Source organism: Candidatus Chloroploca mongolica (assembly GCF_004762035.2).
Taxonomy (GTDB): Bacteria; Chloroflexota; Chloroflexia; order Chloroflexales; family Chloroflexaceae; genus Chloroploca; species Chloroploca mongolica.
This window is the reverse complement of record NZ_SIJK02000041.1, coordinates 1-16923: the sequence shown is the minus strand read 5'-3', so window position 1 is coordinate 16923 and position 16923 is coordinate 1. Positions and strand designations below refer to the sequence as shown.

General features: G+C 58.3%; 11 protein-coding genes. 3 read left to right on the top strand and 8 right to left on the bottom strand.

Annotated features, from left to right (window positions below):
• The first annotated feature begins 54 nt into the window (after nucleotides 1–54).
• The 3 genes from typA (at nucleotide 55) to EYB53_RS18625 (ending at nucleotide 7701) form a co-directional block, all read left to right on the top strand.
• Nucleotides 55–1887: a translational GTPase TypA gene (gene typA / locus EYB53_RS18635; protein ID WP_135479903.1), complete on the top strand. Its 1833-nt coding sequence runs from the start codon at nucleotides 55–57 to the stop codon at nucleotides 1885–1887.
• 272 nt (nucleotides 1888–2159) lie between these two features.
• Nucleotides 2160–3107 (top strand): sigma-70 family RNA polymerase sigma factor, encoded by a 948-nt coding sequence (locus EYB53_RS18630; RefSeq protein WP_135479902.1) that lies wholly within the window; start codon nucleotides 2160–2162, stop codon nucleotides 3105–3107.
• Between the two features lie 175 nt (nucleotides 3108–3282).
• Nucleotides 3283–7701 (top strand): hypothetical protein, encoded by a 4419-nt coding sequence (locus EYB53_RS18625; RefSeq protein WP_135479901.1) that lies wholly within the window; start codon nucleotides 3283–3285, stop codon nucleotides 7699–7701.
• Here the strand turns inward: EYB53_RS18625 and EYB53_RS18620 are convergent, their stop codons facing one another.
• From EYB53_RS18620 to EYB53_RS18585, 8 genes are all read right to left on the bottom strand, one after another.
• Nucleotides 7702–8172, bottom strand: coding sequence for a hypothetical protein (locus tag EYB53_RS18620; protein ID WP_135479900.1), 471 nt, complete (start codon nucleotides 8170–8172; stop codon nucleotides 7702–7704). It abuts the gene before it with no gap.
• Between the two features lie 85 nt (nucleotides 8173–8257).
• A complete protein-coding gene (locus EYB53_RS18615) occupies nucleotides 8258–9970 on the bottom strand; it encodes a sodium:solute symporter family protein (RefSeq protein ID WP_135479899.1) in 1713 nt (570 codons plus the stop codon).
• A gap of 14 nt (nucleotides 9971–9984) precedes the next feature.
• Entirely contained in the window at nucleotides 9985–10272 is a 288-nt protein-coding gene (locus tag EYB53_RS18610; protein WP_167857475.1) for a DUF4212 domain-containing protein, read from the bottom strand.
• 520 nt (nucleotides 10273–10792) lie between these two features.
• Nucleotides 10793–12088, bottom strand: a complete 1296-nt coding sequence (locus EYB53_RS18605) for a dihydrolipoamide acetyltransferase family protein (protein WP_135479898.1) — start codon at nucleotides 12086–12088, stop codon at nucleotides 10793–10795.
• Nucleotides 12089–12091: 3 nt separating this feature from the next.
• A complete protein-coding gene (locus EYB53_RS18600) occupies nucleotides 12092–13069 on the bottom strand; it encodes an alpha-ketoacid dehydrogenase subunit beta (RefSeq protein WP_129670316.1) in 978 nt (325 codons plus the stop codon).
• A 1-nt stretch (nucleotide 13070) separates the two neighbouring features.
• On the bottom strand, nucleotides 13071–14138 hold the full coding sequence (gene pdhA / locus EYB53_RS18595) for a pyruvate dehydrogenase (acetyl-transferring) E1 component subunit alpha (protein ID WP_135479897.1): 1068 nt from the start codon (nucleotides 14136–14138) through the stop codon (nucleotides 13071–13073).
• Nucleotides 14139–14153: 15 nt separating this feature from the next.
• Entirely contained in the window at nucleotides 14154–14621 is a 468-nt protein-coding gene (locus tag EYB53_RS18590) for a CBS domain-containing protein (RefSeq protein WP_135479896.1), read from the bottom strand.
• A 212-nt stretch (nucleotides 14622–14833) separates the two neighbouring features.
• Nucleotides 14834–16696 carry a VanW family protein gene (locus EYB53_RS18585; protein ID WP_371879135.1) on the bottom strand — a complete coding sequence of 621 codons (1863 nt, stop codon included), beginning with the start codon at nucleotides 16694–16696 and terminating at the stop codon, nucleotides 14834–14836.
• Nucleotides 16697–16923 lie beyond the last annotated feature (227 nt).

Below are 16923 nucleotides of genomic sequence, written 5' to 3'. Positions count from 1 at the left end.
ACGCAGCCAGCGCAGCTGGCTGCGTGCCAGCACAAACATAAACTCAGGAGCCTTATGCGCCGTACCGATATCCGTAACATTGCGATCATTGCCCACGTTGATCATGGCAAAACAACCCTGGTTGACGCGATGCTCAAGCAGAGCCACATTTTCCGTGACAATCAGACCGTCGAAGCGCGGGTCATGGACTCGAATGCGATTGAGCGTGAACGCGGGATCACGATTCTTTCGAAAACAACCGCCGTCAGTTACCGTGGTACCAAGATCAATATTGTTGATACCCCCGGCCATGCCGATTTCGGCGGCGAGGTCGAGCGGGTGATGAATATGGTTGATGGCGTGCTCTTGCTCGTTGATGCCGTTGATGGCCCGATGCCCCAGACAAAATTTGTCTTGCGCAAGGCGCTGCAGGCTGGTCACCGCGCGATTGTGGTGATCAATAAAATTGATCGCCCTCAGTCTCGCCCCAACTGGGTCGTCAATGCTACCTTTGACCTCTTTGTTGATCTCGGTGCCAGCGATGAGCAGGCCGAGTTTGCGACGATCTTTACCAATGCCCTCCTCGGCCACGCGGCTCGCTCGCCTCTGAAACTCCACGATTCGCTTGAGCCGCTCTTCGAGGCCATCATTGATCGCATCCCTGCCCCCGATGTGGATGCCCACGGCCCTGCCCAGTTCCTCGTGACCACAAGTTCGTATGATGAGTATAAGGGCAAAATTGTTACCGGGCGCCTCTATCGCGGTACGCTGAATCGCGGCCAGCCGTTGGTGCGCATTGACCGCACCGGGGCACAGTTCCCCGCCAAGATTAGCCAACTCTTTGTCTACAATGGTCTGCAACGCCACGATGCCGAGAGTGTCCAGGCCGGTGATATTATCGCCCTCGCTGGTATCGGTGATGCCAATATCGGCGAGACGATCGCTGATGCCCTCCAACCCGAGGCCTTGCCAACCATCAATGTTGAAGAGCCGACGGTGCGCATGACTTTTGGCGTCAATAACAGTCCCTTCGCCGGGCGCGAAGGGACCTTTGTGACGTCCCGTAAGCTCCGCGAACGCCTCTATCAAGAGACCGAGCGCGATGTGGCCCTTAAGGTTCAAGATACGGAAAGCGCCGATGTCTTTCTCGTTAGTGGCCGCGGCGAGTTGCACCTTGGTATTCTGATCGAAAACATGCGCCGCGAAGGCTATGAGTTCCAGGTCTCGAAGCCCGAGGTTATTTTTCACGAAGATGAGCGCGGGGTCTCCCTTGAACCAATGGAATTGGTCGAGATCGAGGTCGGGAGTGATTATCAGGGGGTTGTCGTCGAATTGCTCGGTAAACGCCAGGGCGAGATGCGTGATATGCACGTCCGTGATGATGGTAGCGTCCATTATGTCTATGTCGTGCCGACCCGTGGCTTGCTCGGCTTTCGCCAACTCTTCTTGACCGCAACCCGTGGTACCGGTATTCTCAATAGTCTCTTTTATGCCTATGAACCTGTCAGCGGTGAGATTAATTCTCGCGAAAATGGCTCCCTGATTGCCTCCGAGACCGGCAAAGTTTCGACTTATGGCCTCAATCAGGTGCAGGATCGCGGCACCTTTTTCGTCACCCCCGGCCAGGAAGTCTACGAAGGTATGGTGGTCGGCCAACATATTCGCGATGTTGACCTCGAAGTCAATGTCTGCAAAGAAAAACATCTTACCAATATCCGCAATAATAAAGGGGCCGAAAATGTTCGCCTCGATGCGGCGCGTACTCTGTCCCTCGATGATGCCGTTGAATACATCGGCGACGATGAACTCGTTGAAGTTACCCCGCAAGGCTGGCGCATCCGTAAAAAATTGCTTAGCTCCGACGACCGCCGCCGCGAAAAGAAAAAACGCGACCTCGCCCTCGCCTAAATAATGATGTTGTCGATAACCCAGCTACCCGCCTTTGTCGGCTAGCTGGGTTGTCCAAAAATACTCATCAATTTCTCATCTTTCCCTAAGCCCTTTCTTACCCCCGTATCCCATAATAGAATCTTGACGTTCCCTCCCAGGGAGGTATGTGCCCTGTCTTGCGCATCCCTCCAGCCGGTTCCTTCGTCTTATTCTATCGGAACCACCGTGTCTTTCTGGTGTCAAGCACCGACTCGCAGCGTCGGTGTGTGGGCAAAAGAAAGGGGAGACTAATGACAAATTCTGCTTATAACAGCCCTTTGGCGGCTGATTCGATTATTCTGTATCTGAACGAGATTGGCGATGAGCCATTGTTGACCTTTGGGCAAGAGCAAGATCTTGCCCGTGTGATGCAAGAAGGCCACGAGGCACGCCATCGGCTTGACCATGAGGCCCAACCGTTGACCCTGACCGAACGGCAGCAGCTCGAGGCGCGGGTGTTTGCCGGCGAACGCGCTCGCGCTCAGTTGATCCATTCGAATCTGCGCCTCGTTGTGAGCATTGCCCGTCGTTATCAGGGCCATGGGCTGAGTCTCCTCGATCTTATTCAAGAGGGTAGCCTTGGCCTGATGCGGGCTGTGGATAAGTTCGATCCGACCCGTGGACTCAAGTTTTCGACCTACGCAACCTACTGGATCCGCCAGAGCGTTGGGCGTGCTATTGCTGACCAGGGGCGGACTGTTCGCCTGCCGGTGCATCTCGGTGAACGGTTGTCGCGCCTCGCCCGCATGCGACAACAGTTGACCCAGATGCTTGATCGCGATCCGACTTGCGAAGAATTGGCCGAGGCTCTCGGTCTTACGCCTGAACAGGTCACTAAAGCCGAACAGGCCGCTCTCGTGCCCGCTTCGCTTGATGAACCACATACCGACGACGGAACTGGCTCGCTGGCCGAGGTCATCTCTGATCCATTGCAACCCTCTCCGCTCGATCAGATTAGCCACGGGCTGCTCCGCCAGGATCTCAGCGAGGCCCTGGCGCATCTCACGCCCCGCGAACGCAATATTCTGCAGTTGCGCTATGGGCTCAGTGGCGAGCTGGCTATGACGCTTGAGCAGATTGGACGCCGCCTGAACCTCACCCGCGAGCGGGTTCGCCAGCTCGAAAGCGAGGCTCTCCGCAAGCTCCGCGATCCAATGCTGGGCCGCCGCCTCCACGGCTATTTCGAGGAACGCGAATAGATTTGCGTATTTTGCCTAGCGAATGCCCCCAACCGGCAAAGCCGGTTGGGGGCATTCGCTAGGCATGGCTTTTCAGCCTATCCCATTTTTGTTACCCCTTTGCAACCTTCCCTGGCGTACAATGTGTGCAGGAGATGCTCCATGCCATGTGGTACAACCCACAGGGGAGGTTGCGATGACGTCACTGATCACAACCCTCGTTTGTTTTGTCGCACCGTTCGCTGTCTTGATGATGGGCCTAGTCTGGTGGAGCAAGCAACGCCGCCAAGCCAGGGCCGAACAGCCACTTGATCTTGCGACCTTCAGTCAGTTCGACCGTCTGGTCGCGCGTTGGCAGGTGCAGGGGCAGATCTCCCCGCAAGAGGCTGATCGTGTCCGTGCGTTGCTTGCCGCTGAAGTCGCGCTCCTCACCCGTCAACCAGAGGTTGCCCCGGCCCAGGGGCAGGAAGGGATGGGGGAGCATGCCGCCCCAGTGGCACCAGATCTCGTCCCGCCCTCCGCCACGGGCCACCCACCCGCACCAGCGCCCGCCCCGTTGCCTACAATGCCGATAGCACCGAGCGTCGGTGAGGAACCTCCACCCGCGCCAGTGCCCGCCCCGCTGCCTGCAATGCCCGCAGCGCCGCTCCTCGGTGAGGCCTTGCTACCGCCTCCGCTCGCCGCTGCAACTGTTCCTCCCCTTGCAGCAGTCACGAACGAGTCGGCGGGTGAGGTCAGTCTTGTCTCCGTACCAACGCCATCCCTCAGCAGTGTACCAACGCCGGTGGTGCCATCGACACCCCGCACGACGCGCCGCTCGGTGCGTGCGGCCCTCCTTGCCCTCGGCACAAGACGCATGTTGCTCTTCCTCGGCACCTTCTTGCTCTTGATGTCGAGTCTGACGCTCATCATTTTTAACTGGGCCGTCTTGCCTCCTCTGATCCAGTTGACGATTATCGCGGGTACAACCGGGCTGATCTGGGCCGGTGGGGCCTGGATGACCAGCAAACCCGATCTGGCAACGGCTGGGCAGAATCTCCAGCTTGTCGCCGCCCTGCTCTTGCCCGTCGTTGGCTTTGCGCTCAGTCGCCCCGGTCTCCTTGAGCTCGCCCCCCGTCAGGCATGGTTGCTCACCGCTGTCATCAGTCTCATCGGCTATCTGGTGGCCGCCCGCAGAACAGGCCGAGCCTTTTATAGCGGGGCTGCCGTCGTTGCCGCAGCGAACCTCTTTCCCGCCTCGCTCGGTCAGTTGACCCTCGGGTGGCAACTCTTTCCGATCATGCTGCTGCTGACTGCCGTGTTGCCCCTCGCACGCCGCCTCGCTCAATCCAGTCTACCTCGGTTAGGTTTCGGTGCGCGCATCGTCGCCCTCTTCGGCGCACCCCTCTGCCTTGCATTGATTGCGCTGGTCGATCTTGGCATCTCCGGTGAGCCCTTTGCCCTGGCAATGTCACTCACGGCAGGCGCGTTGTTTGCCGGGGTTGCGCATCGCACCGAACAGCGTGAGCCCTGGCTCTGGGCTGCGGTGTTGTTGCCCATTGCAGCACTGCGCGTCACTTTGATGGCGCTGAACGCTGACCTTGCCCTGAATGCATTGAGCTTTGGCCTGGCATCGCTCGTCTATCTCGGGCTCAGTGTCGTTGGGGAACAACGCTTGCCACCACTGAGGCGTCCAGGGTTCGCTGGAGCTATTGTGCTGGTGCTCTTGACCTTGCCGCTGGCCTTGATCAGCCTCGAAGCGACACGACTGGCCTTGCCTCCTCTGATTATTTTTGGCCTCGCCTTTGTGATCCTGGTCGAGCGCGGTTCGTTTGCGTGGCTCGGTACGCAGGTAGCGTTGTCCAGCACCGCAAGCCTGGCAAGCGCCGGGGTGCTGCTCTTTGTCTGGCTCGGGGTGGTGATCAATGATCGCCTCAATGATCTCAACGCCACGTCGCTCGCTCTGTTGCCCCTGGCCGCCCTCTTTTTTGCCAGTGCTCGCTGGTGGCCTGGGCGGCTTCGTCCCAGTTATGATCTCACCATGCAAGGGCTCGCCCTACTCGTGAGCCTGCTCGCTGGTCAATCATCCTTGGCGAGCGACGAACATCGCCTGGCTGCCGCTCTGCTGCTGGCGGTGATCTTTATCGGTCAGGCGCTGCTTCGCCCCTACGCCGCCTGGTCTGCCGTTGGGCTTGGCATGGTCAGTATGGCCGTTGCCGTTGCGGTCGAACGCCTGGTGCCCGCAGTTGATCAAGTGCGCGTTGTTGCTCTGGCTGCCCTCGCGCTCGCGGCGATCTTTAGCCTCGGCGGCGAACGGTTGCGCACAACCCCCTTCCGCCATTGGACATGGCCGGGCCTCGGGTGGGCCAGTGGCTGGGCACTGGTTGCCACCGGTGCTGCCTTGCTTCAGTTCTGGCGCTACCCTGGTCTCACTGTCGGCGTCTGGCTCGCCCTGGCTGCGTTGCTCGGTTTGCACACCTATCTCTGGCGGCAACCACGGGTTGGCTACCCGGCGGCGCTGTTGCTCGCTGGTGCTGTGCTGCTCGCCGCCAGCGAAGGCTTTTTCCTCGCGTGGCAACCTGCGTTCGAGGATCTCGCCTATAGCATCATTGCGCTCACGGTCGCCCTGGCGCTGCTCGGTCAGTGGCTACGCCGCTTTCGCCCTGCCTATGCGTGGCCCTACGAACGCGTGGCTTTTGTGGTGCTGCTCGGTGCGCCCTTGATGGCATGGGCTGATCCGGCCCACCTCAGCCTGGCCTGGATCATGCTGACCCTGCTCTATTTCGTCGCCCGCTGGCGCTACCGGCTCCAGTGGATGCTCGCGCTCGCTTTTCTCAGCCTCGATCTGGCCGCGCTCACCACGGCGGCCTGGCAGTTCCCCGGAGGCGAACCAGCCGGCGCGGGGCTGATGCTGGCCGTGATCGTCGTTGGTCAGGGTCTCTTCAGTGCGTTCATTCATCACCGCCTGCCCACCTGGGGCGATGCCTGGCGCTGGGGCTATCTCGCTGCCGTGCCAGGCGCCGCCGGGGCGCTTGCGCTCGCTTCGCCAAGCCCTGCGCATCTCGCCGCTGTCGCGGGCCTCTTCGCCCTCTTGGCCGGGGTTCTGGTCTGGCTCGAACGCCAGCACTTGCTGGCCTGGGCCTCATTGATGCTGCTCGGGGTTAGCCTTGAGGCGCTGCATCGTTTCGCCGGACTTACGCTCGACATGAGTCTGCTGCTCGGTAGCCTCGAAGCGCTCGCTCTCTTTGGCGTTGGCTGGGCCTTGCACCTGCGTGCCGCGCAACGCCTGGTGGCTCGCCTCTGGGATGATGCCCTGACGATTGGTGCCGGCGGCGCGATGCTCTTGCTGCCAATGACCCTCGCAGGACACATCTGGAGTACCGATGGCCGCTTCATCGGCATCGCTATCTTCCTGACCGGGCTTGGGATCGGCCTGCTCGGCGGGCGGTTGCGCCAGACTGTGCTGGCCGGACCAGCGCTGGCGGTCTGGGTCGTCGCTGTACTCGCCGAAGGCACCGTGCGCGTGCCATTCTTCTGGGCCGACGCAGGCTCACAGCTGTTGCTCGGCCTGGCCTGGTTGATTGCGGCAGCCGCGCTGGCCTGGCGTCTCGGCAGCGCCGTGCAAACCCGGCAACCACTCGCCGAGGCGAAGCTCTTCCACGGCACAATCTATGGGGCAGCCCTCCTGTCGAGCGTACTGGCGCTGGTGGGCACCATCGGGAATGCCGGGATGACTGCGATCATCAGCTTGGCGCTTGCGCTGCTCACCGCACTCATTGCGAGTCTCGAACGGCGCGAAGCCGTCGCCTGGGCGAGTCTTGGCCTGGGTGTGCTCGGAGCATGGCTCTGGTTTGCTGCCTACACCAGCTTTGACGAAATCTGGATCGCCGCGTGGCTGATCCTCGCCATGGTGGGCGTGAGTCTGGCGAGTTGGGGGGTGAGTCGCCTGGGGTTAACGGTGTGGCAACGCCCTGGTGCCTTTGGCACGCTGGGGATCGGAACCTTGCTTGCCCTGCTGGTCGGCTTTGTCACGAATGCGACCGGCCTCTTGCCCCCGCTCACGCTGGCCCTGGTCAACCTGGGACTCTTGCTCGTCACCCTCGCCGTCCGCGAGCGCGAACTTGGCTATGCCTATATCGCCGGGGCGAGTTTTGTCGGGGCGATGCTCTGCCAACTCGCCGACTGGGGGTTCCGCGAAGCGCAGTGGTACGTGCTTCCCTCGGGGCTCTACCTGCTCGCGCTCGCCGCCGGTCTCCGGCGTTTTCAGGGCCAGCGACGGGTCTCCCAACTCATCGAAACCGTGGCGACGATCCTGTTGCTTGGCGTCACCTTCATCGAAATGATCCGCAACGACGGCAGCCTCTTCACCAGCATCCTGCTCTTTGGCGAGTCACTGGCGCTGGCGAGTTACGGCGCGCTCACGCGGCTACGGGTACCGTTTGTCGGGGGCATCGCCTTCTTTGTCATCGGCGTCACCTGGATGACGCTCGAAAACGTCCGCTTTGCCAACCAGTGGGTCTTGCTCGGGATCATCGGCCTCTTGATGGTGATCGCCTACGTCATCCTCGAACGCCACCAGGAACGCCTCGTGAGCACGGGGCGCCAATGGGCTGCACAGCTACGGAGTTGGAATTGATCATGCGCGATCTTGGATCTGTTTTTTAAACAAATCCTCAAGTGATTTTACTTGAGCCTGGGGTACCGCTGCCTCACTAAAGACAAGCAGCAAGCCATTTTGCAGCGTCAACTCATAGACCCCAAGCGCCTTGCGCCACGCTTTGAAATCCGACCAAGTGAAACTACTATTGCCCTTGGGCGTATGCAAACGCACGCCACTTGTCGTCAACTCATACCGCATCGGCAAAAAGGCCGGCAGATCGGGATCATTGCTCCGGCGAATAATCGCAGCCCAGCCCCCGATGCTATAAGCCAGCAACGGCACAGGCGCAACCACATAGATCGCGATTGGTGCTGTCGGATTGGTAAGGGCATAGACGGTGAGCACCGCAAAAATAAAGGCATAAAAATAGAACATCGAGCGCCGAAAATGGCGATTCAGTTCATACCGGCGAAACTCTTCGGGGGTCAATGTGCTTTGAATAACCATAAGGATGGATAGTTGACTGGGAAAACGCCAGCTTAGCTGGCGTTTTCCCAGTCAACCAAATTGGCTTCAGGTTGATCCTGCGATCCTAATCGTGGGCGCTCGCAGCGCCAGCACCACGGGGAATACGCACCGACTCGACCAGTTCCTGGATTTCAGCAGGAGGCGGAGGCGTCATCCGCGAAACGATCAGCGTGACCGCAAAGTTGAGGATCATCCCAAGAGTGCCGATGCCCTGGGCACTGATGCCCATAAAGGGACCCATCAGCGGCTCGGCGGTACCAAAGATCCGCACCGATTGCATCATCACAATCATCACGGCGGTAAAGATCAGACCCACCAGCATACCGGCAATCGCACCCTGGCTATTGGCGCGCTTGTCGAAAATGCCCAGCAGAATGATCGGGAAGAAGCTCGCGGCGGCCAGACCGAAGGCAAACGCCACCACTTCGGCCACAAACCCCGGAGGATTGATCCCGAAATAGCCGGCCACAACCACGGCACCAAAGATCACGATACGCCCAACAAGCAGACGTCGCTCTTCAGTTGCTTTCGGGTTGATCAGGCGGTAATAGAGGTCGTGCGCAAGCGAACTCGAAACGACCAAGAGCAGACCAGAGGCCGTCGAGAGGGCCGCAGCCAAACCGCCCGCCGCCATCAACGCAATGATGAACGGAGCAAGCTGAGCAACCTCAGGCGTCGAGAGCACAATGATGTCGTTGTCAAGCTTGGTCAATTCGTTGGCAATGCCATCAGTTGCCTTGGGGCCACGGATCTGCAGAATGCCATCGCCATTCTTGTCTTCGAAACCAAGCAGACCTGTCGCCTTCCAACTCTTCACCCAACCAAGCTCCTCAACTTCCGCAATTGGCTTATTATTGAGGCTCTCGAGCAAGTTGGTGCGAGCAAAGATCGCAAGAACCGGTGCGCTCAGGTAGAGCAGCGAGATAAAGAGCAGCGCCCAACCAGCCGAATAACGTGCAGCACGCACATTAGGCACCGTATAGAAACGCACAATCACGTGGGGCAGACCAGCGGTACCTGCCATAAGCGCAATCGTGATCGCAATCACATCAACCATGCTACGGTTCGCAAAAGGCTGTGTATACTCATTGAAGCCAAGCTCAACCTGGATCTGGTTCAAGCGGGGAACCAGGTCACTCGTAATCAGTGCCAACTGAGGAATAGGATTGCCTGTCAGTTGCAACGAGATCGCAATAACGGGAATGAGGAAGGCAATGATGAGCACCGAGTACTGCGCCACCTGAGTCCAGGTAATGCCCTTCATCCCACCGATTACCGCAAAGAACGCCACAATGACCATGCCGACAATCACACCCACTTCAATCGACATCCCAAGGAAGCGACTGAAGACCACCCCAACCCCACGCATCTGCCCGGCAACATAGGTGATCGAAATAAAGACCGCCGCCACCGCCGCGATGGTACGTGCAGTTGACGAGTAGTAACGGTCACCTACAAAGTCAGGTACCGTAAATTTGGCAAACTTACGCAGATAGGGGGCAAGGAGCAGGGCCAGCAGCACGTAGCCACCCGTCCAGCCAAGCAAATAGACTGCACCTTCAAAGCCCAGTACCGAGATCAAGCCAGCCATCGAAATAAACGAGGCAGCACTCATCCAGTCAGCAGCCGTCGCCGCACCATTCGCTACCGCCGGTACACCCTGACCTGCAACATAGAAACCCTTTGTATCACTCACCCGACTGGCGTATCCGATGTAGATGTAAATCCCAAAGGTCAGAATGACCAGGGCCCAGGTCCAGATTTCTACTGCCGACATCCTTGTCTCCTCAATTATTCGTGGACGTTAAAGCGCTGATCGTACCGATCCATCACCACCGCATAGACGAAGATGAGCACAACAAAGGTAATGATTGCACCCTGCTGCACAATCCAGAAACTCAGGGGCACCTGACCGAGATTGATCCCGCTGAGCATACCAGCCATCAAATACCCAGCAACGTACGATACAAATGCCCAGATACCTAGCAGGATTGTAATCAGACGAAGGTTTGCCTTCCAGTAGGCAACTGCCATCTCTTCGCCGCCTTCGACCACGGCAACTTTGCGCGATGAGGCCATAACTTTGCTCCTCTGTTCTAACGACTACTCTGTTCCTGACACTGATCCCCTAACCTTAGCTCCACCTGTCTTGGCGTGGCAAACGCCCTCAACCAAAGGTTTGTCGTCTCCCTTGGCGTGCTTGACTTTGCCAGAGTTCCTCTTTCTCTCATTGTTACCACATACGTGACTGACTCACCTCACAAGCGTCGAACGCAAACGCACCCCTGCGGTACACGCGCATCAAGCCACACACCAATGCATCGTGCTGTCTGAGAACAAGCTCGATAGATGTACTCTCGAACGTGGAGAGACTCTGGTCAGCAAGGTCAAGGACGTGACGCAAAGCCTAACCAGGGTGGTTTGTTACGCACTATGGATATGAGTTCAGTAACTTGGTGTTCTTAATCTATCAGAGGTTTTTCAGGTTTCGTTAAGGTTTCTGTAAAGTTTCTGTAAAGAAGACCGACAAAACGGCGGGAACCACTGGTTCCCGCCGTTTTGTCGGTCTCTAAGGCCTTCGATCTCCGCAAAGCTCGCGTTAGACGAGGATGCTCAACGGGGCCTCGAGCAGGGCTTTGAGTTGCTGCAAAAACTGCGCCGCCACCGCGCCATCCACGACACGATGATCGGCACTGAGCGTGACGGTCATGACCTGGCCTACGACGATGGCATCGTCACGAACCACCGGGATTTTGCGGACGGCCCCGACCGCCAGCGATGCCGCTTGCGGCGTGGTGATGATCGAGCCAAACTCACTCACTCCAAACATGCCCAGGTTGGTCACCTGAAAGGTTGCGCCCTCGATCTCGTTCTGCTTGATCTTGCCCTCACGCGCATTGTTCGCCAGGGTGCGGATCTCAGCGCTAATTGTGCCGACACTCTTTGTGTCTGCATCTTTGATCACCGGCGCAATCAGGCCGTCATCAAGCGCAACGGCTACACTGACATTGATCGCTGCGTGATGCGCGATCGCCGGTTGCCCATCTTCGCCGACCACAAAGCTTGTATTCACGGCTGGAATCGCTTTGAGGGTCTTGGCGACCGCTTTGACGACCAGATCATTGACCGACAACTTGACCGGCGCGGCACCTGCATCATTCAGTTGCGCCCGCAAGGCCATCACCGCATCCATGTCGATCTCCATCGAAACATAGATGTGCGGGATGCCTGGCTTCGCCTCGGTCATCGCCCGCGCAACCGCTTTCCGCATCCGCGACATCGGAACCACCGTCGCTGAGGCCGGCGCTTTCGGGGCCGCTGCAGGGGGCGTAGGGGTAACCGGGGCCGGTGTTGGCGGCGTGGCTGGCACCGCTGCCGGGGCTACAGGTGCAGGCTTTGTGCCTGACATTGTGGCCGCGTAGGCTTCGACATTCTCTTTCACAATCCGCCCGCCCGGCCCTGTCCCTTCCACAAGGTGCAGGTCAATGCCGAGTTCGCTGGCAATGCGTCGCGCCACCGGCGATGCCAGGATGCGCCCATTCTCGTCACTTCCACCGGAACTCGCCGCCACCGGGGCAACCGCCGGAGCCGCCTTCGCCGAGGCCGCTGGTGGGGCCGCACTCGCCGGGGGGGCCGCAGCAGCCGGGGCGTCTTCCACCGGGCCATCCCCAATGTAGGCGATCACTTCGCCAATCGGTACTGTCTGACCCTCAGCCACCACAATCTTCTGGAAGGTTCCCTTCTCGAACGCTTCCAGTTCCATCGTCGCCTTATCGGTCTCGATTTCGGCGATAATTTCACCAACCTCAACCTGATCACCTGGCTTCTTGAGCCAGCGCCCAACCGCTCCCTCCGACATCGTATCAGACAGGCGCGGCATTGTTATCTCACCCATAGCTCACTCCATCACCTTGCGAATCGCGTAGATCAAACTGTGCGCACTCGGCTTTGAGGCCGCCGAAAGATCTTTGGCATAGGGCAACGGGGTTTCGATGCCTGCGACACGCTGAACCGGTGCGTCAAGATAGTCAAAGGCCTCTTCCTGGATCGTGGCTGCAATCTCGGCGGTGACGCCATACGAATACCAGTCTTCGGCGATCACGACGGCGCGATTGGTCTTTTTGACCGACGCGATGATCGTCGGACGATCAAGTGGGCGCAGTGAACGCAAATCAACAACTTCGACACTGATGCCCTCGTTCGCCATGCGCTGGGCAACCTGCATCGCCACGGCGGTCATCCGCGAATACGAAATCACCGTTACATCGGTACCGGTGCGTTTGACTTCGGCCACCCCGATAGGCACCACAAAATCGTCATCCTCGGGCACATCGCCCTTGGTATCATACAACGCCAGACTCTCGATGAACATCACCGGATCATCGTCGCGGATCGCAGCCCGTAACAGCCCTTTGGCATCATACGGGGTTGCGGGGGCCACGACTTTCAGGCCGGGACAGTAGGCAAACCAGTTTTCGAAACTCTGTGAGTGGGTCGCGCCGAGCTGGCCGGTGCCGCCCGAAGGGGTGCGGATCACCAGGGGAACCCGCACTTGCCCCCCAAACATGTAGTGGATTTTCGAGGCATGATTCACAACCTGATCAATCGCGACAAGGATAAAGTTGATCGTCATGATTTCGACGACCGGGCGCAACCCAAGCATCGCCGCCCCAATCGCTACCCCGACAAAACCCTCTTCGGCAATCGGGGTGTCAACCACTCGCTTGGGGCCGTACTCTTGCAGCAAGCCCTCGGTGATCCGGTACGAGCCTTGAAAGACACCGATCTCTTCACCCATCAAAAGCACATTCGGATCACGTTTTAATTCTTCGCCAAGTGTATCGTTCAACGCCTGACGATAGGTAATAATCGGCATCTTACACCTCTCCCCGATTGATCTTCACCGCCGCGATTGCATCTTCGGGGCCAGGTGTATTGGCAACTTCAGTGGCATACATAAACTGATAGAGCTCCTCGATCTTTGGATCGGAACTCGCATTGGCAAAATCGATTGCTTCCTGGATCTCGTGTTCAACCTGATCGGCGGTGGCTTTGAGCCAGGCATCATCAATGATCGCATGTTCATGCAGCAAGGTCGCAAAATTGCGCACCGGATCGTGCTCCTGACGGCCTTTGCGCACAAACTCAGGGTTGCGATAGCGATCCGAGTCGATCACCGAGTGCCCGCGAAATCTGAAGCTGACCATGTCAAGGATCACTGGATCAGCCTCGCGCTCGGCATAATCACGCAGACGGCGGCAAGCATCACGTACAGCCAGCACATCAGTCCCATCGATCTGCTCACCATGAATGCGGAACGAAGCCCCCTTCTTCCAGAGATCCGGCTCCGAAGACCCCATCGCCACCGAGGTTCCCATGCCATAGCCATTATTGACGATAAAGAAGAGCACCGGACACTTCCAGAGTTTCGCCAAGTTGAGCGATTCGTAAAAAGCACCGATATTCGTTGTGGCATCGCCCATCTGGGCCACCACGACCCCGGGTTTCTCCTGGTAACGCAGGGCATAGGCCGCACCGACCGCGAGGGGCACCTGCCCCCCGACAATCGCATACCCGCCCATAAAATGACGCTCGGCATCAAACAGGTGCATCGAGCCACCACGTCCACCACTCACCCCGGTCTCTTTGCCAAATAACTCGGCCATAATTGGCCCGGGCGGGGTTCCGCGTGCCAGCACATAGCCATGATCACGGTAGTTCGTAAAGATATAATCTTCAGGTTTCAACGCGGCCATCAGGCCAACAATTGTCGCCTCCTCGCCAAGATTTAGGTGGCAATAACCACCAATTTTTGCCTTCACATACATCTCGCCCGTACGCTCCTCGAAGCGTCGCAGCAAGAGCATTTGATAGTAATAGTGACGCAATTCGTCGGCATCTTCGTCGGCCAACGACGTGCGTACGATATCTGCTTCTTTGACCATCTGGTCACTCCTCACCTACATACCAGGCGGCACCACATCATGAATAAACGCCGTCGCGCCCGCGCCGCAACTGGGGCAGTAGTCAGGTGGCTCCAGGCCACGCACACTCTCACCACAGACGCCGCAGACCCAACGCATCGCAATCTGGCGCACAAGATCCGACCGACTCACAATTCCGATCACTTTGCCATCTTCGACCACAGGCACACGCCGAATCCGCTGATTGGTCAAGAGGTGCTGGATCTGCTCAACTTCGGTCTCAGGCCCAATCGTGATGACCCCTCGACTCATAATATCGCTCACGAGACGCCCCTCCCGAGCGATGAGGTCAAGCTCGGTCACCAGACCAACCAGAATGCCCGTCTCATTGACGACCGGCAAGCCACTGATCCGATTGCGCGCCAATAAGCGTGCCGCGTCTTCAACGGTGGCATCATCCAGGATTCTGATCACCTCGGTGGTCATGATCTCGCGAGCCTTCATTGCCCACTTCCTTCTGTGCTGTCGCCTTTTTCACATAATTGTGATAAAAAGCACAAATATCATTCTCAAAAAAAGAGCTTACCCGTTAGTTCAGTATACCAGACATTGCCGAGGAGTTGCGCCCTTAAACGGGATTGCTTATGCTGGAAAGCCGCCAGCTACGCTGGCGGCTTTCCAGCATAAGCAAGACTCCTGAGGGTCACAGGCCCCCTTTAACGCCCTGTCCCACGGACATAAATATTCGGCCAGGGGCGAAACTCTGTCTCAAAGGTCTGCCGCGATGACTCACCGCCCCTGGTGATCGTACGATACAACTCGATCTCGATTCCACCGCGCGCTACGTCGCTCTGGCGTACATAGCCCACCGGTTTCGTCGGATCATTCACATAGACCGGGGCCGTAGGCGCAGGCGTCCGCGCAACCACACGGTGATCGTAGGTCACCGTGCGACCCGTTGGCGTTCCATAGAGGGCCACCGACAGACGCTGCCGACTCAGATCTACATAGCTCTCCATCAAGAGCCAGTGACCAGTATCATTCGTAAAACGAAGATCGTTATACGGGGTAAAAATGGCTGCATCAAACCCTGGTGGTTCCCCAAGTTCTTCATACCAACTGATGCGAAAAGCGTGGGCATGGCGTTCATTGATTGGCAAGCCACCAAAGAAGGCTGCCCGAAAGACGGTTGTCGAAACCTGACACAGCCCACCTCCCCACTCCTGCTGCGTCCGATTATTGACAATCGCCAAACCCTCGACAAAGCCATTCGCGGCGTCAACCGACCCAAGCTGATCATTGAAGGAGAAGCGTGTCCCCGGCGGAATCAGCACCCCATGCATCCGCCGCGCTCCCGCACGAATATTGGTAATGCGATACTGCTCAGAGTTCGCAAACGAACTGATGCCCGAAGCCACCTGATCGGTAATGCCCAGGCTCGCCAGATTACTCGCCGTCACCGGGGGCGGGATCGCGACCATTGGCAACGCGAGCGTTCGCTCTTCATGCGCCAGCAGCGAACGTATGTCAGCGACCGCCTGATCAACGTCCATGCCCTGACCATTGGCCCCAGGGGCCGTAATTACGAGGTTGCCGCCATTCCAGGCCACCCTCGGCAAGGTACCCTCTTCACGTACCGCCGTCGCAAGTGGGCGTAACAGATTACGGATCTCAGTGGGATCAAGGCTAATGGCGTAGGTCGGCTCACCATCCTCGCCAACGATGCGCCGTACACTCAGCCATGAGGCAAGTTCGTCAATTGACCATTGCCATTGGCAACCCTGCACACAGGCCCCCGTTGAGCCGTTGAGCACAATGGGCTCACTGAGCATCAAGCGCAGTTCATCCGCAAAAGGCGCGACCTCTGCATCACGCAAGCGCGGCTCAACCTCTCGCGTGCGCACGACCACCGGGCGACGTACCAATTCCTGAACGGTCGCCGTCATATCGGCCACCGTCTCGTCAATCAGTACCTGGCGGCCCCAGTGTTCTGGTTGCTGCACAACCGTGGCTCCCTGGAGCCACAGCGCTGCATCACGCGGCGGATCTTCGATGGTCGCAGCAATACCAAGCAGATACTGCTGCATCACCTGCTGATCAATTTCAAGGTGAAGCGGCAGATCAATGCCCTCTTGCCAGACAGTCGCCGCCATGCGCACATTCTCGAGCCGGGTAGCGCCTCGCCCATAGGCCAGCGCCTCATCCAACGCGTCGTCCATCACCAGACGCAACCCAAGCTCATCAGCTGCAGGATACCAGAGTTGCTCGCGAAACTGTAATTCGACCGGATTATAGAGAAAAGCCCCGTACGCCCGTTCGACCTCGGCCCGTGCCTCTTCGACTGTCATCCCGCTCACATCCACCCCTCGAATATTGATATTCGGGTAGATGCGCTGCTCGTATTGACGCTCAGTAAAGAGCAAAGTTAGGGTAAGTGCTGCCGTAATGCTCGCGACAATCACCAGCACCAGGATCAACCACTCGATCAGATGCCGAAAGAGCGAAATACGCCGACGCGGTTGTGGCCCATCATCAGCCAGCCGATCGTCGCTTACATGGTCAGGAAACGATGTTGACACAGCAATCCCACGGGGAGTGAACCCAACTGTTGCGCTACGCAACGCAACGAGAACTAATATGAGTGTACAACCCCAGACATGGCTCTGTCAAGAAGCAGAGTGTTGCGAGCGGCGCGATTGCATCATACGAAATCGGATACAACGGGGCCCCCGCACGGGGAGCCCGTACCTTTTGGGGGTAGGTTTTTTATCCAAGCGCCGAGGGAGCGACATGACGTTCGTTTTTT

What these genes read in the sequence shown, in the direction of transcription:
- EYB53_RS18620 (WP_135479900.1), bottom strand. Translation starts at nt 8,172, where the DNA reads ATGGTTATTCAAAGCACATTGACCCCCGAAGAGTTTCGCCGGTATGAA.
- EYB53_RS18590 (WP_135479896.1), bottom strand. Translation starts at nt 14,621, where the DNA reads ATGAAGGCTCGCGAGATCATGACCACCGAGGTGATCAGAATCCTGGAT.
- pdhA (WP_135479897.1), bottom strand. Translation starts at nt 14,138, where the DNA reads ATGGTCAAAGAAGCAGATATCGTACGCACGTCGTTGGCCGACGAAGAT.
- typA (WP_135479903.1), top strand. Translation starts at nt 55, where the DNA reads ATGCGCCGTACCGATATCCGTAACATTGCGATCATTGCCCACGTTGAT.
- EYB53_RS18630 (WP_135479902.1), top strand. Translation starts at nt 2,160, where the DNA reads ATGACAAATTCTGCTTATAACAGCCCTTTGGCGGCTGATTCGATTATT.
- EYB53_RS18600 (WP_129670316.1), bottom strand. Translation starts at nt 13,069, where the DNA reads ATGCCGATTATTACCTATCGTCAGGCGTTGAACGATACACTTGGCGAA.
- EYB53_RS18610 (WP_167857475.1), bottom strand. Translation starts at nt 10,272, where the DNA reads ATGGCCTCATCGCGCAAAGTTGCCGTGGTCGAAGGCGGCGAAGAGATG.
- EYB53_RS18625 (WP_135479901.1), top strand. Translation starts at nt 3,283, where the DNA reads ATGACGTCACTGATCACAACCCTCGTTTGTTTTGTCGCACCGTTCGCT.
- EYB53_RS18615 (WP_135479899.1), bottom strand. Translation starts at nt 9,970, where the DNA reads ATGTCGGCAGTAGAAATCTGGACCTGGGCCCTGGTCATTCTGACCTTT.
- EYB53_RS18605 (WP_135479898.1), bottom strand. Translation starts at nt 12,088, where the DNA reads ATGGGTGAGATAACAATGCCGCGCCTGTCTGATACGATGTCGGAGGGA.